Raw genomic sequence first — 17,471 nt, 5'->3', positions numbered from 1 at the left:
AATCAACTTGGTTAAATGGCTCAAAATAGTTTCCTCGGTAAATTTTCTAATGGCTGCAATTTCTTTGATGGAATTCTTTTCGAGCCACAATTCATAGGTTTCCTTAACGGTTGATTTCTTGGGTTCTTTGGTCGCTTTCTTTGTTTTAGAATAACGTTCTAAATCAGCTTCGTCTTCGATTAAAGTTACATTTACGTTTTTAAATTCTTCTTGAATAACTTTTAACTTATTGATTTTGTAATATTTAATTTCATCTGAAGACAGTTTTTCTTTCGAAATTGTTTCGCCTTTCACAACAGTTTCTATCAATAATTTAGCTTTCATTAAGCGTAAAACGGCTTTGATTTGCAGTTCTTCGAGAACGACTAATTCATCGTGAAATGCCTTTGCTTTTTTAATTCGTTTTACTTCTTCGAGTTTCCAGAGAATTTCAAAAACCAAATTGTCCATTGGCAACAAAAAATAATTGAAAGCTGCTTCTATTCGGTCTAAAACGTGTTGCAAATCAACTTCTTCTTGACTGAACAATTTATTTAATTGCAGGATGAATTTTCTGGATGGCTCCAAAAGTGACTCGATTGCTTCAGTTTGTTTTCTTGCCCAAACTGTGTGTTTTGATTTGGCTGAGCTTTCTCCTTTTTCAGTATAACTAAACTGATGATTTCGCCATTCTTGAGCTAAATCGACCCAATCAAAACTACTATTTAGGAAATTATGGATAAAATTTCTGGTTTCTAATTGCAAAGAACTCTCTAGAATTTCTTCAGATGCCTTATTAAGCGAATAATCCATCACATCCTGATCGTTCGAAATGCCATTCATTCGAAGCGGAGAAAGCAAAATTAAGCCGTTTAACGAGCGCAAACGAGATAAAGCTACATAAGCTTGTCCAGGAAGAAAAACCTGCGAAACATCAAGTGTTGCCTTGTCAAAAGTTAATCCTTGACTTTTGTGAACAGTGATTGCCCAAGCTAATTTTATTGGATAATGAACAAAAGTTCCTAACACTTCCTCCTCTATTTCTTTAGTGTTTTCATGCACTTTATAACGAATGTTTTCCCATTCATATTTTTCGACTTCGATGGTGGTATTTTCTTCGGGAAAATGAACCAAAATCTCCTCTTTCGAAAGCGATTTTATGATTCCCATTTTGCCATTGAAATACTTTTTATCAAAAGACAAATCGTTTTTCACAAACATTACCTGCGCTCCTACTTTCAATTTCAATTCTTCGTCAATAGGAAATATTTTCTCAGGAAAATCGCCCACAATTGATGGTTTATAAATAACCAAATTTCCCACCAAATCTTCCAAAGCTTGCGTATTCATTGCATCGGCTTTGGCATTGTGAGTGGTCAAGGTGATGTAACCTTTGTTAGCTTTCAAATCGAAATCAGGTTTCACATATTGATTCAGGTTTTGAATGTCTGCCGAAGAAATTTGGTTGTTCCTGAGATTGTTCAAAATCGAAATAAAGGCATCGTCGGTTTGACGAAAAATCTTGGACAACTCAATATATAACGGCGGATTTTGCTGAACAACGTGTGAATGAAAAAAGAATTTTCCTTTGTAATAGGTTTTTAATGTTCTCCATTCTTCGTCCCGAATTACAGGTGGTAATTGCAATAAATCACCAATAAATAATACCTGAACTCCACCAAAAGGAATGCTTTTTCTTCGAACAGTTTGCATCATAAAATCCATTGCGTCTAATAAATCAGCGCGAAGCATACTTACTTCATCAATGATGAGTAATTCCATATTTCGAATGACAGCCTTCTTTAAACCACTCATATTGAAGTGTCTGCGAAGAGTTGCTTTGGTTTCAAACTTAGAATTTTCTGAAAAATGTGGTGCTGAATTATCCGGAATGAATCCACCGAAAGGCAACTGAAACATTGAGTGAATCGTTACTCCTCCTGCGTTTAATGCTGCAATTCCTGTTGGCGCAACAACAACACAATTTTTATGTGTGGTTTGAATAATTTCACGTAAAAGCGTCGTTTTTCCAGTTCCAGCTTTTCCCGTAAGGAAAATAGAGCGATGCGTTTGATTGATAAATCGTAGAGTATATTCAGCAGCTTCGGAAATGGTTTGCATTTGGGTATAAATTAAAAGCTAAAATATTGTTTTAATCTTGATATAACAAAAAATGTCACGCAATTGCGTGACATTTAATTTTTCCTTTTTAAGAATATTACTTTTTAACTTCCTCTTTTGCTTGAGATTTATACTTGTCGTTCAATAATTTGACAAGTTCTTTAGTGATGTCAGATTTGTCTTCAGCATATAAAATACTTGCATTAGCATCGTTAGTTCCATAAATATAAGTGTAGCCTTTTTCTTTACCATAAGCTTTAATGAACTTTTTCACACCGCTTACTAATGTATCCATTTCTGCGCCACCTTCTTGTTGGAATTGTTGTGTCAAAGCTTGTTGTGCTTGAGCCAATTGTTGTTCTCTGTTTTGTAACTCAGCATATTTTTGTTGTGCCCATTCTTGTCCGTTTGTTTGCGCATTTTTTTTGAAATTCGCCTCTTCTTGCTTCAAACGATTGTATTCTGCCTCTAGCTGTCTTCCTTTTTCTTCTCCTTTTGCTTTATATTTAGCATCCAAATCTTTTGTTGCTGTATATTCTTTTAATAAGACTGAAGTGTCAACATAGGCTGTTTTTGCTTCTTTAGCTTCTTTAACTTCTGCTGTTTTATTGCAGGCAACAATTGAAATCGAAACTGCGATAATTAATAATGCTTTTTTCATTTTAGATTTTTCTTTTTTTAGTATTGTTCACAAAAATATAAAAAAATAAATAGCATTGGGACAAAGTTTGAAAAATGCTAATTATTTATTGTATCAGTTTTTGTTATTGCTTTTTATGAATTTATCGTTTTTACTTATTAAAAACCGCTTTAATAGCTCGTTTTTTAAACATTTTTCTAAAACACTGCAGGCATAACATCAAACCACATAAAAACTTAGCTTAAATGCGTTTAAAATGATTTTAACTTGTTTTTTAGGATGTAAATGTGAGAAGAATATTCAAAATTCTTCCTCGCCTTCCAATTGGATCGCAATCCGATGAAAAAAGCCTTAATAAAATTCATTTTTCCTGATTTGTATTTTTCAGAAAGTAAACTCACATAAAAGGAATCAAATTTCATTGGTAAGATTTTTTCCAATCTCATTTCTTCTTTTTCGAAAAGCATTTTTATGGCAGTTTTCGAAAAATGCCAAAAATGGATGGGTACATCAAAAGCAGCCCAAAATTTTCCGTAATGTTCTGCGTCGAAAGATTTGAAATTGGGAACAGCAATAATTAATGTTCCGTTTGGTTTTAACAAGCGTTTTAATTCTTTAATTTGTTTATCTAAATCAGGAACGTGTTCTAAAACGTGCCACATCGAAATCACATCGAAAGATTGATTTTCTAACTCACTTGTTTGTTCAACAAATGAAACTCCTTTACTTTTTGCAATTCCTTTAGCTTTTTCGCTTGGCTCCACACCTATTGTTTGCCAACCATCTTTTTTTGCAACTGATAAAAATTCTCCTGTTCCTGCTCCAATGTCTAAAATTTTTCCTTTTTGAGATTGAAGAGAATTTATCAAATTGAGTTTATTCTTTAAAGCAATACTTTTTATAAAATGGTATAGTTTTTCAAACAAAGAACGCTTATTGTCAGTGTGTGAAATGTAATCTTCACTTTCGTAATACTTGCCTAGATTTTCTAAACTCGGTTGCGGATGAGTAATTAGCATATCCAAAGTTTCGTCATAATACAAATCGAAAGTTTCTTTAGAAACCGAATAATCTTTTACACTAAGAAAAAGTTTTTTGTTTGAAATGTCCATTTATATATTTTGTTATTTTTTAAAATCATCAATAATATCAAGCTCTCACAAAGTAGTTTCACGTGGAACACATTGATTTTTAATTTATCTTCCCATATAAATCAACAATACCGAAACGTCACTTGGCGAAACTCCACTAATTCTAGACGCTTGTGAAATGGTTACGGGACGGATTTTGCTTAATTTTTGCTTGGCTTCAATCGACATTGACTTTATTTTGTTGTAATCGAAGTTCTCAGGGATTTTTACATCTTCGAGTCGGGTTGTTTTGTTAGCATTATTTCTTTCCTTTTCAATATATCCTGAATACTTCACTTGTATTTCGGCTTGTTCTAATATTTCTTGATCTAAATTGTTTTCCGCAACATAAGCTGTCACTTTTTCGAATTTAATAATGTCTTCTAGGTCAATTTGAGGTCGAGAAAAAACTTTGAACATTTTATCGCCTTGTGTAATTAAAGCAGTTCCTTTTGATTCCAAAATTGGATTTGCTTCAGCAACAGAAACGCTTGTTTCTTTGAAGAATGCCACCATTTTTTCGGATTCATTTAGTTTATGTTCCATCCTACGCAAACGCTTTTCGGAAGCCAATCCAATCTCATAAGACATTGGTGTTAATCTAAAGTCTGCATTATCTTGACGCAATAAAGTTCTAAATTCAGCACGAGAAGTAAACATTCTATAGGGTTCTTCGGTTCCTTTTGTAATTAAATCATCAATTAGAACCCCAATATAGGCCTCGTCCCTTTTTAAAATTAGTGGTGCTTTTTCTTGCACTTTTAAAGCAGCATTAATTCCAGCCATCAATCCTTGAGAAGCCGCTTCTTCATAACCTGTAGTTCCGTTTATTTGTCCAGCAAAATACAAACCTTCAACCAACTTCGTTTCTAAAGTATGTTTTAATTGTGTTGGCGGAAAATAATCGTATTCAATCGCATATCCTGGACGGAAAAATTTCACTTTTTCAAATCCTACAACTGAGCGTAATGCTTTAAACTGAATGTCTTCAGGAAGCGAAGTAGAGAATCCATTTACATAAACTTCAACCGTATTCCATCCTTCTGGCTCCACAAATAATTGATGTCTTTCCTTGTCAGCAAATCTATTTATTTTGTCTTCAATGGATGGACAATATCTTGGACCTATACTTTTTATTCGTCCGTTAAACATTGGCGAACGATCAAAACCCTCCTTTAAAATATTATGAACTTCGGGAGAAGTATACGTCATATGACAGGATTTCTGAAGAATCAAAGGTTTGGTAATATCAGAATATGAAAATTTATCTGGTTTAGCATCTCCTTTTTCCTCATTCATTCTTGAATAATCCAATGAACGTCCATCAACTCTTGGAGGAGTTCCAGTTTTCATTCTTCCAGCTTGAAAACCTGCATTGACTAAATCTTCAGTAATTCCATAAGCGGCACTTTCACCCGCTCTTCCTCCACCAAACTGTTTTTCGCCAATGTGAATCAATCCATTCAAGAAAGTTCCATTAGTCAAAACAACCGATTTTGCTTTAATTTCGACTCCTAGTGAAGTGCGAATTCCTTTGATTATACCATTTTCAATAATCAATCCCTTCACCATTTCTTGATAAAAATCCAGATTTGGAGTTCGCTCCAACATCAATCTCCATTCCTCAGCAAAACGCATACGATCACTTTGCACTCTTGGAGACCACATTGCCGGCCCTTTTGACTTGTTCAACATCTTGAATTGAATCGCCGTATTATCAGAAACAATTCCAGAATAACCGCCAAGCGCATCAATCTCGCGAACGATTTGTCCTTTTGCGATTCCCCCCATTGCAGGATTACAAGACATTTGTGCAATGTTTTGCAAACTCATTGTTACCAACAAGGTTTTCGAACCCAAATTGGCAGCAGCAGCAGCAGCCTCGCAACCAGCGTGACCCGCACCAACTACAATTACATCATATTCTTCTAGAAACATTTTCTTTATAGTTTTCGATTTTGGACTTACTATCCAAAATCATTTTTAATGTTGTTCCACGTGAAACAATCAGTTTAAGATATTCAATTCAGAAAAGCAATGTTCCACGTGAAACACCCGTTTGTAAAATTAAAAATTGAATGCTATTGTTCCACGTGAAACATCGCGATTTTTTCATCCTCTTTGCTTCTCATCAAAAGCTCGTCGGCTTCTGATTTGTCTTTGTATCCACAGTAATGCAATACGCCGTGAACAATAACCCTCTTTAATTCTTCTTCAAAAGAAACATTGAAATCAACAGCATTTTCTTTTACTCTGTCAATAGAAATAAACATATCTCCATTAATTTCGTTACCGACAGTATAATCAAAACTGATAATATCCGTATAGAAATCGTGTTGCAAGTGTTCCTGATTTATTTGCAACAAGTACTCGTCATCACAAAAAATATAATTAATTTCACCTTCTTTTTTACCTTCAGATTTTATGACGTTAGAAATCCAGTTGCCAATGGCTTCCTCGTTCTCTAACGCAAATTCGGTCTCGTAATTAAATTCTATCATTTTTTATTGAAATATTCTTGAACTTTTTGGTTAAAATTGGAGCGCAAAGGTAAGGATTGTCTATTTAATATTTCTATGCTGTTTAAATATTCCGATAGCGACTTCGGTAAAGCTTTTGATTGATTACTGAAGTCATTTTTATTTGTCTCAGATTGGCGTTTATTTTCCTGTCCTTGTTGTTGAATAGCTGTGTCAAGTTTCAAAAGTTCCTGTTTAACATTAATAGCTTTTTGAAGTACTTCGTTTTTAAAACCTTTGTCTAATAACTGCTTTTCGATTTGTTTCATTTGCTCCAATGCATTTTGACCGCTTCCTCCAATTCCTTGTTTTTCTAATTCATTTTGTAGTGCTTCGCGCAATTGTTTTTGTTCTTTATATATTTCCATTATTGCTTTTGCGTCTCCTTCTCCGTCTTCTCCATTTTCCCCTTCAGAACCGCTCTTTTGACCATCTTTGCTTTTTTTTCCCTCTTTCCCTTCGCCTGGTTTTTGACCATTTTTTATACCATCCTGCATTTTCTTAGCCAAACCTTCCTGTTTTTTTATAATATCGGGTAATTGCATTCCTTCTCCTTGTCCAGGTTTTGGTTTCCCAGCTCCAATACTTGACATAGACATTTGCATATTATCTAAAATATCAGCTAAAAAATTAGCCAATTTATTTGAGGATGAAACTGCATATTGCTGATGCGAAATGCCTTTAGGAATTTGTGCATCAACAAAAGACTCTAAGGATTTGTCCATATTATACTGCGTATTTCCAATTTCTTTTGTGATGTTCTCCTCAAATTTTGGATTACGCAAAGACATCGCGAACAAACTGTCGTCGATGTGTTTGAACTGAAGTTTTAAATCTTGTTGGAGTTTTAAATTTTTATTAAACGCTGGAGAACCCATTTTAAACGTTTTGAATTTATCCATTAAATCTTCTTGTGAAAACGAAAAAGCCAATAAATTATCGAGGATTTGACGCAACATCGCTATATCTTCTTCAAGTTGTTCCATTTCTCCGCTTTCCATACTTTGTTCCATTTTTTGGGACATTTGTTTCATTTTTTTGGAAGCACTTTTTTGCTTTGGTTTAGCACTTGATTTCTTGTCTTTTTGCAATTCATCAGAAGCTTTATTCAAATCTTCATCTATACTTTTTTCTTTTTCTTTATCAATTCCAACATCCAAAGGTTTTTTTAATTCCTTGTTTTCTTTATCTAAATCTTGTAATTCATCTTTAATTTTATCAAATTCCTTATTGATTTTTTCTTGATTTTCGGCGTTGTTTTCCTTATCTTTATTTGATAAATCTTCTTGTTTATTTGAAAGTTTATCCAATTTATCTTTTAGTTGTTCTGCTTTTTTCTGAACATAATATTTCTTGGTCAGTTCTACCAATTGCTCCAAACTCTTGGTTTGATTTTTTGCATTTTGTTTGAACTTATCCATTTTCTCCACCAAATCTTCTTGCTGGATTTTGTCATTCAGTTCTTTTAGTTCATCTAATAATTTTTTGTTTTTTTCAAAATCCTTGTCAATATTATCCAATCTTTTTTGCAAAGCTTCTTTAAATTCGTCTTTTTTATCAGTTTTAGATTTGTCAAGATTATCTTTCATTTTCTCGGCAAAGTTTTTCATCAATTCGTCTTGTTGTTTTTGACGCTTTATAAAATCTTCAATCTTTTGACGATCTTTGAATTCGAGATTTTCTTTTTCTTTATTGGCATTTTGAAGTTTTTCTAAATCAGAAATTTGCTTGTCTTGGTTTATTAATGATTTCTCTAAACTATTAACATTGTTATTTTGTTCTTGAAAATCTTGATCTTGTTTTTCTTCATCAGTAGCAATACGATTAGAGAAAACAGAAGATTTTGTGCTTTTGAAATTATGAATCGCGTCATTATCGAAAACCTCGAAATAATATTCATAAGAAACACCTTGTTCCACAGGAAGATTTCCAGGAAAGGCAAAAATAAATTGGTCAAACACTTCTTTCCTAACGGCAATTATTCCACGTTTTAAAGCTTCTGGTTTGTTTTTGGGATAATAAACGATTTGAAGTTTAGACAACCCATAATCATCCGAGATTTGACCTAAAACAAAGCTTTTATCAACTTTTAAACTATCTGGCGCATTGTTTACAGTAATTGTTGGAAACTGGTCTTTAATTACAGAGAGTTGATAATTCAACTTCTCATAATCTTTAACTTTCACATTAGAAGTAAGAATTTGATAATCTGTGTTTTGAAAAATGTTTTTAACGAAAGAAAAGTTATTTTCAGATTTCGAAAAAGGAAAATTAGAAGTTAAATCTTTCCAATCTACATTTTGTGTTGCCAAAGCATTAATTTTCCAAGTAACACGAGTTCCCTCAGGAATGATTGCATTTCCATTTCCCTTGATGGTTTCTGGTTTTTTATTCAAATAAGATGGAAAATTCAACTGCATTTCAAAATTAGCAATCGAAGGAACGGCGACCACATTCAGCTCATAATCTTGTGAATAAACCGCATTCGCTTCCACGTGAAACGAAACATTTGAAGTTGGATTTTCAATTATATATTGAAATTCTCCTGCTTTGATGGTTTCCATAAAATAGCTTTCATCACCAATGAAAATCATCGCATTTTCAGGAATTATTTTGCCTTCAGTTTTTATACGAATGATAAAATCCTTGTTTTGTTCCGTTTGCAAATCCTTGTTCAAAACGACAAATTGAAAAGGTGCTGGTCGTAAAAATTGCTCTTGAAAATGCACCACTCTATTCAAACTTTGAGAAAGTATTTTACTGTTTCCAGAAATATAAAAGAAAGCAAAAAGCAAAATAGGTAGAATCGCCAATGGTAAATATTTTCGATTCGCTTTAAAATTAATGGCGTTTCCAAAAGGAATTGGCTGTAACGAATTTGCCTTTTGTTCTATGGAAGCCAATAACAATTCTGATTTATATTGGTCATTCGACAATTGAAGGAAATTCGTCAGTTTGTCACTTACTTCTGTGAAATGATTTCCAATTATAGTTGATGCTTCTTGATAATCAATTCCTTTTCGAAATTTGAATAATTGAAATATTGGAAACAAAATAAATCGGATAAAGAGAAAGACTTCTACGATAATAAAAATCCAAAACAAGATGGTTCTTCCTGTTGGCTTGAGCCAAAGAAAATATTCCACAAAGAGCGTGAACAAGAAATACAACAATCCTAAACCGATGAAGAAAATCATTCCTCGAATCAGTTCATTGGTGTAAAACTTTTTGATGAAAAGTTCTAATTTATGATATATGAATTTTGATTGTTCCAAAATTTATTCCTTGAATTTATAACCGCTAAAAGTAACCATTTTTAAATTCTGTCAATGTTAAAAATTAATTAAACAATAAATTAGAAAATAATTTTGAACCATATAAGACATTTAAGAACATATAAGGCTTGTGTCGAATCAACTTAAATGAGCTTAAATTCCTTTTATGGCAACTAAATAAAAAATGAACTTTGTGTCTTTGTGTCTTCGTGGCAAAAAGAACTTCTTATCTTTGCAAAAAAAATTACAGAAATGTCAAAGCAAGTTCGAGTGCGTTTTGCACCAAGTCCAACTGGACCTTTACATATTGGCGGCGTTCGTACTGCCCTATTCAATTATTTGTTTGCCAAAAAAAACAATGGTGTTTTCTTTCTTCGAATTGAAGACACAGATCAAAATCGTTTTGTTCCTGGTGCCGAAGAATATATTATGGAAGCATTGGAATGGTTGGGAATTGCTCCTGATGAAACCATTGGGAAAAATGAAAAATTTGGCCCTTACAAACAATCGGAAAGAAAGCATTTGTACAAACAATATGCCGATGAATTAATCAACTCAGGAAATGCTTATTATGCTTTTGACACTGCCGAAGCTTTAGATTTTCACAGAAAACAACACGAAGAACAAGGAAAAACATTTATTTACAACCATCACAACCGTGAAAAACTAGATACTTCTTTGGTAATTTCTGCCTTGGAAACTGCTAAAAGAATTGCTGCTGGAGAAGATTATGTGATCCGTTTCAAAACGCCTGTGAACGAAACTTTGCATTTGCAAGATATTATTCGTGGTGAAGTAAAGTTTGAAACCAATTTACTGGACGATAAAGTTTTGTTCAAAAGTGACGGAATGCCAACCTATCATTTGGCGAATATTGTTGATGACCATTTAATGGAAACTTCGCACGTAATTCGTGGCGAAGAATGGTTGCCATCAATGCCACTACACGTGATGTTGTACCAAGCCTTTAGTTGGGAGGCGCCTGAATTCGCACATTTACCTTTAATTATGAAACCAGTTGGAAACGGAAAATTATCCAAACGAGATGGTGATAAAATGGGATTTCCAGTATTTCCGCTAAATTGGTCAGATCCAAAATCAGGAGAAACATCTTCTGGTTACAGAGAAAAAGGATTCTTTCCAGAAGCTGTAGTCAACTTTCTAGCTTTATTGGGCTGGAATGACGGAACAGAAAAAGAATTATTTTCTTTGGAAGAACTAGAAAAAGCTTTCGATTTAAGTAGAGTTCATAAAGCGGGAGCAAAATTTGATCCTGAGAAAAACAAGTGGTTCAATCATCAATATTTGATGAAACAAAATGATGCTGATTTAGCGAAAGCTTTTATATCAGAATTAGAAAAGAAAAGTATCTCGACTGCGCTCGATGTGACAAAAATTGTGAGTTTAATAAAAGAACGGGCCAATTTCGTTTCAGAATTTTGGGATTTGAGTGATTTCTTTTTTGTGACTCCAACATCTTATGACGAGAAAGCATCAAAAAACTGGAAAGAAGAAACGCCAGCTTTAATGCAGGAATTGATTTCTGTTCTTAGTGAAATAACCGATTTTACTTCATTGAATATCGAAACCATCGTAAAAAATTGGATGACGAAAAACGAAATTGGAATGGGAAAAGTAATGCAGCCGTTTCGATTGAGTTTGGTTGGCGCTTTGAAAGGACCACATTTATTTGACATCGTGGAACTCATTGGAAAAGAAGAAACGATTAAGAGAATTGAGAAAGCGATAGCTACTTTATAAAACTAAAAAGTCCCGATTGATTCGAGACTTTTTTTATAAATAAATTACTAAATTACCATTCAAAATTCCCGCATTCCCTTTTAAATCAACACCTAAATTTTTATTATTTAAATTTCCTAACATATTATTGATTCCATATTGATAGGAAATATTTACCCTAAAATGCTTGGCTCCAACAGTAATTCCTACCGTTGGATAAAAATTAAATTGAGAAATAGCTACAATATCTTTTGCTAGTAATGTCGTTCCAGAAATTACATTGTTTTCGTTAACCTTATCAATATTTAGTTTACCATTTACCTGAACAGTTGGTCCGAACTCGACTGTTAAATGATTTTCGATTATTCTAAAACTCAATTGCAAAGATATTTGGGCTGAAGACAATTTATAATTGGTATCTTCCGTTATAAATCCACTATTGGTGGCAACCAAAAAATTGTTCTCACTGAATTGCATCGAATAAACCATATCCCAATCATCATAGAAATTTCCTCGCATAGAAAGTCCTGCATTCCAGCCTGTTCCTGGTTTTGTTTGGAAATCATTCGTGTTTAAAGTAAACTGGTTTACACCAAAAGAAATCCCAATTCTATTAGAATCTCTATAATTATATTGAGCAAAAACAATTGTTGTAATTAGTGTAAAAACAGCCGTAAAAAATATCTTTTTCATAAAATTGAATTATACGAGGGCAAACCTAAAGATTTTTTGTAATTTAACAGTTCTTTTTTAACTAAATTATATCTCTTATGGACATTACATTAATTATCCTTATTGTTATTGGATTATTTATTTTTCTTTCTTCGTTTTTTACCGTAAAACAACAAACCGCAATTATTGTGGAACGGTTTGGAAAATTTTTGAGTATCAGACAATCTGGTCTCCAACTAAAAATTCCATTGATTGATAGGATTGCAGGCCGTGTTAATCTTAAAATCCAACAATTAGACGTTATTATCGAAACCAAAACCAAAGATAATGTCTTTGTAAAACTAAAAGTATCTGTTCAGTTTATGGTAGTAAAAGAAACCGTTTATGACGCTTTTTACAAACTAGAATATCCACACGACCAAATTACTTCTTATGTTTTTGACGTTGTTCGTGCTGAAGTTCCAAAACTAAAATTGGACGACGTTTTCGAAAGAAAAGACGATATTGCTATTGCTGTAAAAAGAGAATTAAACGAAGCAATGACCACTTATGGCTACACAATTATCAACACATTGGTTACAGATATTGATCCTGATATTCAGGTAAAAAATGCTATGAACAGAATTAATGCAGCTGATAGAGAAAAAACAGTTGCCGAATTTGAAGCAGAAGCCTCCAGAATTAGAATCGTGGCCAAAGCCAAAGCGGAAGCGGAAAGTAAACGTTTGCAAGGTCAAGGTATTGCCGACCAAAGAAGAGAAATTGCTCGTGGACTGGTTGAAAGTGTAGATGTTTTGAACAAAGTCGGAATCAATTCGCAAGAAGCTTCGGCTTTGATTGTGGTAACGCAACATTACGATACTTTACAGGCAATTGGCGCAGATGCTAACTCAAATCTTATTTTATTGCCAAACTCTCCGCAAGCTGGAAGCGATATGCTAAACAATATGGTTGCCTCCTTCTCTGCTTCAAACCAAGTGGGAGAAATGATGAAAAAAAATACAGATAGAAAGTCTAAATTGAAAAAAAATGAAACTCTTTTAGATGAACAATCTCAAACCCCAGAAACGGAGGTTTAGTCTAATTTTTAAAAAAAGAAAAAGAGGCTTAATTGCCTCTTTTCTTTTTTAACCAATTAATTATCAGTGGAATTGCTATGTTGAGAATCATTCCGGAGGAATTAAAAAATATCGATTTATAATACCCAATACCTTCATTAATGATTTTTTTTGCCGTGAAACCTTCATTTATTTTTTGAGCATTCCAAACCACCTTCTGATAACTCAGTTCTTTTTTGAGCTTCAAAATTTTTAGTTCTAATTCTATCTGTTCGTAAGAAGAATATTTTTTGGTTTCCATATTTTAGTCATTAAAAAAGATTTCTGAAAATTTCTCCAAAATGGGTCCTTCAACAACTTTATCCTTAATTAAAAATAAAAGTCCGGTAATGGCTAAGTAAATTCCGCCAACGATAAGAAATCCCAACGCATTACTATCCAAGGCTTCTCCAATTGCAAAAGCACCAGCTACAGAACAAAATAATAAAACCATTGACAACGACATTGCAATTAATATAAATTTCAATATCATCGTAGTCGATTTCATCGCTACTTTGAAACCCCATAGTTTATAATACGCTACACTATTTTCAATGTATTCTTTTGCTTGTTTTTGAATGTCTTCGGTGTGTTCTTTTAGTTCTTCGAAAGCCATAAATATGTTATTTAAGCGGTTTCTTTTTGTTGATTAGCCATCTGTTTTTTTTGAAGCTTGGCGTTTTGTTCTTTCAAATCAGCCAACTTTGTTTCCAAAAAAGAAATGACGTCTTCGGTTTTATGACTCATATTTGAAACCAAATCTTCATAGGTTTCTTCCAAGTCATATTTTGCTCCCGAAAATTTATTTCTCAATTGATGAGATGCTTCTTCAAATTTATGTTTTAAATTGTCTTTGGCATCATCAAAACCATCTTTTATTTTTTCCCTGGTTTTTGAACCTTTATCCGGAGCAAATAAAATCCCTACTCCTACTCCAATCGCTGCACCTAATAAAAGTGCCAATACTGAATTTCCTGTGTTGTTTGACATCGTTTTTAGAATTAAAATTAATAATACTTTAAAGTTACAAACTTTATTAACACAACTGTGTTAATAAGCAGTTAAAGTAGTTGTAGTTTTCTTAAAACGAACATAGCGCGGCGTATTTTGATAAATATTTAAATGAATATAAAAGTAGTAGTCTGAGTTGTAAAAATCCTTTAAAACTAATTTATGAAAGCCAATTTTGATTGCCAAATTTTATAACAATTAGAAATTATATAGAAATTGACAATAATAAAAAAAGCGCCTAAAAAAGCGCTTTTTAATTATAAAAATCTATTGGTAAAATTAATTTAACAACTCTAAAACTTTTTCATTTTTTTCAGTATTTTTCAATTCTGAAAGTTGTGTTTTAAACTCATTCAAATTATTTAAATCATTTTTTAAATTTTGAATAGCAAAAAACCGAACTGACGCCAATTGGCTTTTTAACGACATCGAATATAACTTTGTCAAATGCTCTTCTTCTATGTCTCTTGCTTTAGCTTTATCTGAAAAATGTAAAACCAAATTCGAAAACAGTAATGAATTATTATCGTTTTTTATGTTTTTGACAATTGTGTTGACAATCAAACTGTAATTATCAATGCTTTTGATGTTTTCGATAATTGATTTTAGAAGGTTTTCTGCTGTATTTTCGTCTTTTTCTTTGACATATTTATTGATTTCCTTTTGGGTATTCATCAATAAATTTTCTTCTTTTTTTCCTTTTTCTTCCCAAGCATCTTTAAGTCCAACGGTTTTATTGAAAACCAATCTTGAAACGGTTGAATCCTTATCAACATTGAAATAACCCAAACGTTGAAACTGGAATTTTTCGTCTGATTGTACATCCGAAAGACTTGGTTCCACAAAACCTTTTACAATTTGCAATGAATTAGGATTCATAAAATCCAGGAAGTTTTTCTCTTTATGGCTGTCCGGTGATTCATCGATAAAAAGTCGGTCATACAAACGAACTTCAGCTTCAATGGCGTGTTTGATGGAAACCCAATGCAAGGTTCCGGCCACTTTTCTTTGGCTGGCTTCGCTCCCGCTTCCTGAACGAGATTCTTCGTCATAAGTTACGTGAATTTCGGTGATATTTCCATCTGCATCTTTTACAACACTTTCGCCTTTAATAATGTAGGCGTTTTTCAATCGTACTTCTCTTCCAATGGATAATCTGAAAAATTTGGCTGGAGCTTCTTCTAAAAAATCTTCTCTTTCGATGTATAATTCTCTTGAAAAAGGTACTTTTCTGAAACCTGCTTCGTCGTCTTCCTGATTGTTTTCAGCATCCAAAAATTCTTCTTTTTCTGATGTATAATTGGTAATTATCACTTTTATTGGATCTAAAACGGCCATAACTCTTGGAGCTGTTTTGTTTAAATCTTCGCGTAAACAAAATTCCAAAAGCGAAACATCAATCACGTTTTCTCTTTTGGCAACGCCAATGATATCACAAAATTTCCGAATGGAATTCGCCGTGTAACCTCTTCGACGCAAACCTGAAATCGTAGGCATTCTTGGATCATCCCAACCGTTAACTATATTTTCTTGAACCAATTGCAATAGTTTTCGCTTGCTCATTACGGTATAATTCAAGTTCAAACGCGCAAACTCATATTGGTTGGGTCTTACTTTCTTATCATCATAAATTTGGTCTAAAAACCAATTGTATAATTCTCTGTGCATCACAAACTCCAACGTACAAATAGAATGCGAAATTTGCTCGATATAATCGCTTTCGCCGTGAGCGAAATCATACATTGGATAGATTTTCCAATCGTTCCCTGTTCTGTGATGATGACGGTGCAAAATTCGATACATCAACGGATCACGCATCAACATATTGGTGGATGCCATATCAATTTTAGCACGCAAAACGTGGCTTCCTTCTGGAAAATCACCGTTTTTCATTCCTTGGAACAAATTCAAATTTTCTTCAACAGAACGATTTCTAAACGGACCATTAATTCCTGGTTGTGTTGGAGTTCCTTTTTGAGTCGCCATATCCTCGGAAGATTGACTGTCAACATAGGCTTTTCCTTTCTGAATCATAAGAACCGCCCAATCGTAAAGTTGTTGGAAATAATCAGAAGCAAAACGCTCTTCGGCCCATTCGAAACCCAACCAATGCAAATCATCTTTGATTGCATCAACATATTCTTGCTCTTCTTTGGCGGGATTTGTATCGTCAAAACGCAAGTTTACTGGCGCACTGTACTTTAAACCCAAACCAAAATTCAAGCAAATAGATTTGGCGTGACCAATGTGTAAATACCCATTAGGTTCTGGTGGAAAACGAAAACGTAAATTGGCTTGGGGAAAACCGCTTGCTAAGTTGTCTTCTATGATTTGTTCTATAAAATGAAGTGATTTCTCTTCGGTTGACATAATTATTATTTTGAATTGCAAAGGTAAAAAAATAGATGATAGATAATAGACTTGGAGATAATAGACTTTGAATTAAATTTATTAGTATTTTTGTATAAATATTAAACGTTATGAGACAATTAACCGTTACAATTCCAGACAGTTTTTACGAAACTTTTATTAGTTTTTTTAAGCATATTCCCGACGTTTCCATAGACGAAAATGTAGCGAATGAAGTTCCGATTTGGCAACAAGAAATGGTTTTAGAACGTATGAAAAACGCTAAACCAGAGGATTATATTGATGCCGATGTGGCTTTGGAAGATTTAAAAAAGAAATATGGTTTTTAAAGTTTTAATAGTAAAAAGAGCCGATTTAGAAATTGAAGAGGCTGTTCTATACTATGAAAAAATTCGAAAAGGTTTGGGAAAAAAATTTCTTTTAGATTATGAAGACCATTTAAAAACACTTTATAAAATTCCTTTTTTTGAGGAAAAATATAAAATTGTTCGCATCTTACCTTTAAAGAAATTCCCTTATACTATTCATTTTACAGTTGATGAATTCGAAAAAATTGTTTCAATTCAAGCTGTAACTTGTGACTATCAAAATCCAGAAAACACCAAAATAAAACTATAAAATGGGAATTATTAAACTAAAAAACATCCGTACTTACTCCTATCACGGCTGTTTAATTGAAGAAGGAAAAATAGGCTCTGATTACGCTGTTGATTTAGAAGTAAAAACTGATTTAAGAAAATCGGCTGTTTCAGATAATCTGGAAGATACGGTAGATTACGTGCTTTTGAACCGTATTGTTGTTGAAGAAATGGCGATTCGTTCTCATTTATTAGAACACGTTGCTAAAAGAATAATTACAAGATCTTTCAAGGAAATTCCGTCTATTTCGTGGATAAATGCTGCAGTTTCAAAACTGA

Annotated in this window: 16 protein-coding genes; 5 read left to right on the top strand and 11 right to left on the bottom strand. The window is 33.1% G+C overall.

Features of this window, described 5'->3' with window-relative positions; all coding sequences use genetic code 11:
- From PHC28_RS05480 to PHC28_RS05455, 6 genes are all read right to left on the bottom strand, one after another.
- Positions 1–2,100 (bottom strand): AAA family ATPase (locus PHC28_RS05480; protein WP_300097065.1); only part of this gene is annotated, 2,100 nt, incomplete at its 3' end.
- A gap of 97 nt (positions 2,101–2,197) precedes the next feature.
- Complete coding sequence (locus tag PHC28_RS05475; protein WP_300097063.1) at positions 2,198–2,761, bottom strand: OmpH family outer membrane protein; 564 nt, start codon at positions 2,759–2,761, stop codon at positions 2,198–2,200.
- Between the two features lie 230 nt (positions 2,762–2,991).
- Positions 2,992–3,852, bottom strand: a complete 861-nt coding sequence (locus tag PHC28_RS05470) for a class I SAM-dependent methyltransferase (protein WP_300097061.1) — start codon at positions 3,850–3,852, stop codon at positions 2,992–2,994.
- 84 nt (positions 3,853–3,936) lie between these two features.
- On the bottom strand, positions 3,937–5,808 hold the full coding sequence (gene mnmG, locus PHC28_RS05465; protein ID WP_300097059.1) for a tRNA uridine-5-carboxymethylaminomethyl(34) synthesis enzyme MnmG: 1,872 nt from the start codon (positions 5,806–5,808) through the stop codon (positions 3,937–3,939).
- A gap of 143 nt (positions 5,809–5,951) precedes the next feature.
- Positions 5,952–6,371 carry an rRNA maturation RNase YbeY gene (ybeY, locus tag PHC28_RS05460; protein WP_300097057.1) on the bottom strand — a complete coding sequence of 140 codons (420 nt, stop codon included), beginning with the start codon at positions 6,369–6,371 and terminating at the stop codon, positions 5,952–5,954.
- Entirely contained in the window at positions 6,368–9,664 is a 3,297-nt protein-coding gene (locus PHC28_RS05455) for a hypothetical protein (RefSeq protein WP_300097055.1), read from the bottom strand. The genes ybeY and PHC28_RS05455 overlap by 4 nt, the downstream gene beginning before the upstream one ends.
- 252 nt (positions 9,665–9,916) lie before the next feature.
- Here PHC28_RS05455 and gltX point away from each other — a divergent pair, with 252 nt between their 5' ends.
- Entirely contained in the window at positions 9,917–11,425 is a 1,509-nt protein-coding gene (gene gltX, locus PHC28_RS05450) for a glutamate--tRNA ligase (RefSeq protein ID WP_300097053.1), read from the top strand.
- A gap of 33 nt (positions 11,426–11,458) precedes the next feature.
- On the opposite strand, the gene PHC28_RS05445 is transcribed toward gltX, so the two are convergent.
- The gene (locus PHC28_RS05445; protein WP_300097051.1) at positions 11,459–12,097 is read right to left on the bottom strand and encodes a PorT family protein; all 639 of its coding nucleotides are present in this window, start codon (positions 12,095–12,097) and stop codon (positions 11,459–11,461) included.
- Between the two features lie 77 nt (positions 12,098–12,174).
- Between PHC28_RS05445 and PHC28_RS05440 the strand changes: the two genes are divergently transcribed.
- On the top strand, positions 12,175–13,155 hold the full coding sequence (locus tag PHC28_RS05440; protein WP_300097049.1) for an SPFH domain-containing protein: 981 nt from the start codon (positions 12,175–12,177) through the stop codon (positions 13,153–13,155).
- 28 nt (positions 13,156–13,183) lie between these two features.
- Here PHC28_RS05440 and PHC28_RS05435 read toward each other — a convergent pair whose 3' ends face one another.
- From PHC28_RS05435 to PHC28_RS05420, 4 genes are all read right to left on the bottom strand, one after another.
- Entirely contained in the window at positions 13,184–13,435 is a 252-nt protein-coding gene (locus tag PHC28_RS05435) for a DUF6327 family protein (protein WP_300097047.1), read from the bottom strand.
- 3 nt (positions 13,436–13,438) lie between these two features.
- The gene (locus tag PHC28_RS05430) at positions 13,439–13,789 is read right to left on the bottom strand and encodes a competence protein (RefSeq protein ID WP_300097045.1); all 351 of its coding nucleotides are present in this window, start codon (positions 13,787–13,789) and stop codon (positions 13,439–13,441) included.
- A gap of 11 nt (positions 13,790–13,800) precedes the next feature.
- A complete protein-coding gene (locus tag PHC28_RS05425) occupies positions 13,801–14,163 on the bottom strand; it encodes a YtxH domain-containing protein (protein WP_300097043.1) in 363 nt (120 codons plus the stop codon).
- A gap of 300 nt (positions 14,164–14,463) precedes the next feature.
- The gene (locus PHC28_RS05420) at positions 14,464–16,554 is read right to left on the bottom strand and encodes a glutamine--tRNA ligase/YqeY domain fusion protein (protein ID WP_300097041.1); all 2,091 of its coding nucleotides are present in this window, start codon (positions 16,552–16,554) and stop codon (positions 14,464–14,466) included.
- 110 nt (positions 16,555–16,664) lie between these two features.
- Between PHC28_RS05420 and PHC28_RS05415 the strand changes: the two genes are divergently transcribed.
- The 3 genes from PHC28_RS05415 to PHC28_RS05405 form a co-directional block, all read left to right on the top strand.
- Positions 16,665–16,883, top strand: a complete 219-nt coding sequence (locus tag PHC28_RS05415; protein ID WP_300097039.1) for a hypothetical protein — start codon at positions 16,665–16,667, stop codon at positions 16,881–16,883.
- Positions 16,873–17,172 carry a type II toxin-antitoxin system RelE/ParE family toxin gene (locus tag PHC28_RS05410; RefSeq protein ID WP_300097037.1) on the top strand — a complete coding sequence of 100 codons (300 nt, stop codon included), beginning with the start codon at positions 16,873–16,875 and terminating at the stop codon, positions 17,170–17,172. The genes PHC28_RS05415 and PHC28_RS05410 overlap by 11 nt, the downstream gene beginning before the upstream one ends.
- A gap of 1 nt (position 17,173) precedes the next feature.
- On the top strand, positions 17,174–17,471 hold a 298-nt coding region (locus PHC28_RS05405), incomplete at its 3' end, for a dihydroneopterin aldolase (RefSeq protein WP_300097035.1).

Origin of the sequence: Flavobacterium sp., from assembly GCF_028712645.1 — a bacterium.
Lineage (GTDB): Bacteria > Bacteroidota > Bacteroidia > Flavobacteriales > Flavobacteriaceae > Flavobacterium.
Note: the sequence above shows the minus strand (reverse complement) of the source record. Positions and strands in the feature narration are given on the sequence as shown.

What these genes read in the sequence shown, in the direction of transcription:
- PHC28_RS05435 (WP_300097047.1), bottom strand. Translation starts at nt 13,435, where the DNA reads ATGGAAACCAAAAAATATTCTTCTTACGAACAGATAGAATTAGAACTA.
- gltX (WP_300097053.1), top strand. Translation starts at nt 9,917, where the DNA reads ATGTCAAAGCAAGTTCGAGTGCGTTTTGCACCAAGTCCAACTGGACCT.
- PHC28_RS05420 (WP_300097041.1), bottom strand. Translation starts at nt 16,554, where the DNA reads ATGTCAACCGAAGAGAAATCACTTCATTTTATAGAACAAATCATAGAA.
- ybeY (WP_300097057.1), bottom strand. Translation starts at nt 6,371, where the DNA reads ATGATAGAATTTAATTACGAGACCGAATTTGCGTTAGAGAACGAGGAA.
- PHC28_RS05415 (WP_300097039.1), top strand. Translation starts at nt 16,665, where the DNA reads ATGAGACAATTAACCGTTACAATTCCAGACAGTTTTTACGAAACTTTT.
- PHC28_RS05430 (WP_300097045.1), bottom strand. Translation starts at nt 13,789, where the DNA reads ATGGCTTTCGAAGAACTAAAAGAACACACCGAAGACATTCAAAAACAA.
- mnmG (WP_300097059.1), bottom strand. Translation starts at nt 5,808, where the DNA reads ATGTTTCTAGAAGAATATGATGTAATTGTAGTTGGTGCGGGTCACGCT.
- PHC28_RS05425 (WP_300097043.1), bottom strand. Translation starts at nt 14,163, where the DNA reads ATGTCAAACAACACAGGAAATTCAGTATTGGCACTTTTATTAGGTGCA.
- PHC28_RS05410 (WP_300097037.1), top strand. Translation starts at nt 16,873, where the DNA reads ATGGTTTTTAAAGTTTTAATAGTAAAAAGAGCCGATTTAGAAATTGAA.
- PHC28_RS05475 (WP_300097063.1), bottom strand. Translation starts at nt 2,761, where the DNA reads ATGAAAAAAGCATTATTAATTATCGCAGTTTCGATTTCAATTGTTGCC.
- PHC28_RS05445 (WP_300097051.1), bottom strand. Translation starts at nt 12,097, where the DNA reads ATGAAAAAGATATTTTTTACGGCTGTTTTTACACTAATTACAACAATT.
- PHC28_RS05470 (WP_300097061.1), bottom strand. Translation starts at nt 3,852, where the DNA reads ATGGACATTTCAAACAAAAAACTTTTTCTTAGTGTAAAAGATTATTCG.
- PHC28_RS05440 (WP_300097049.1), top strand. Translation starts at nt 12,175, where the DNA reads ATGGACATTACATTAATTATCCTTATTGTTATTGGATTATTTATTTTT.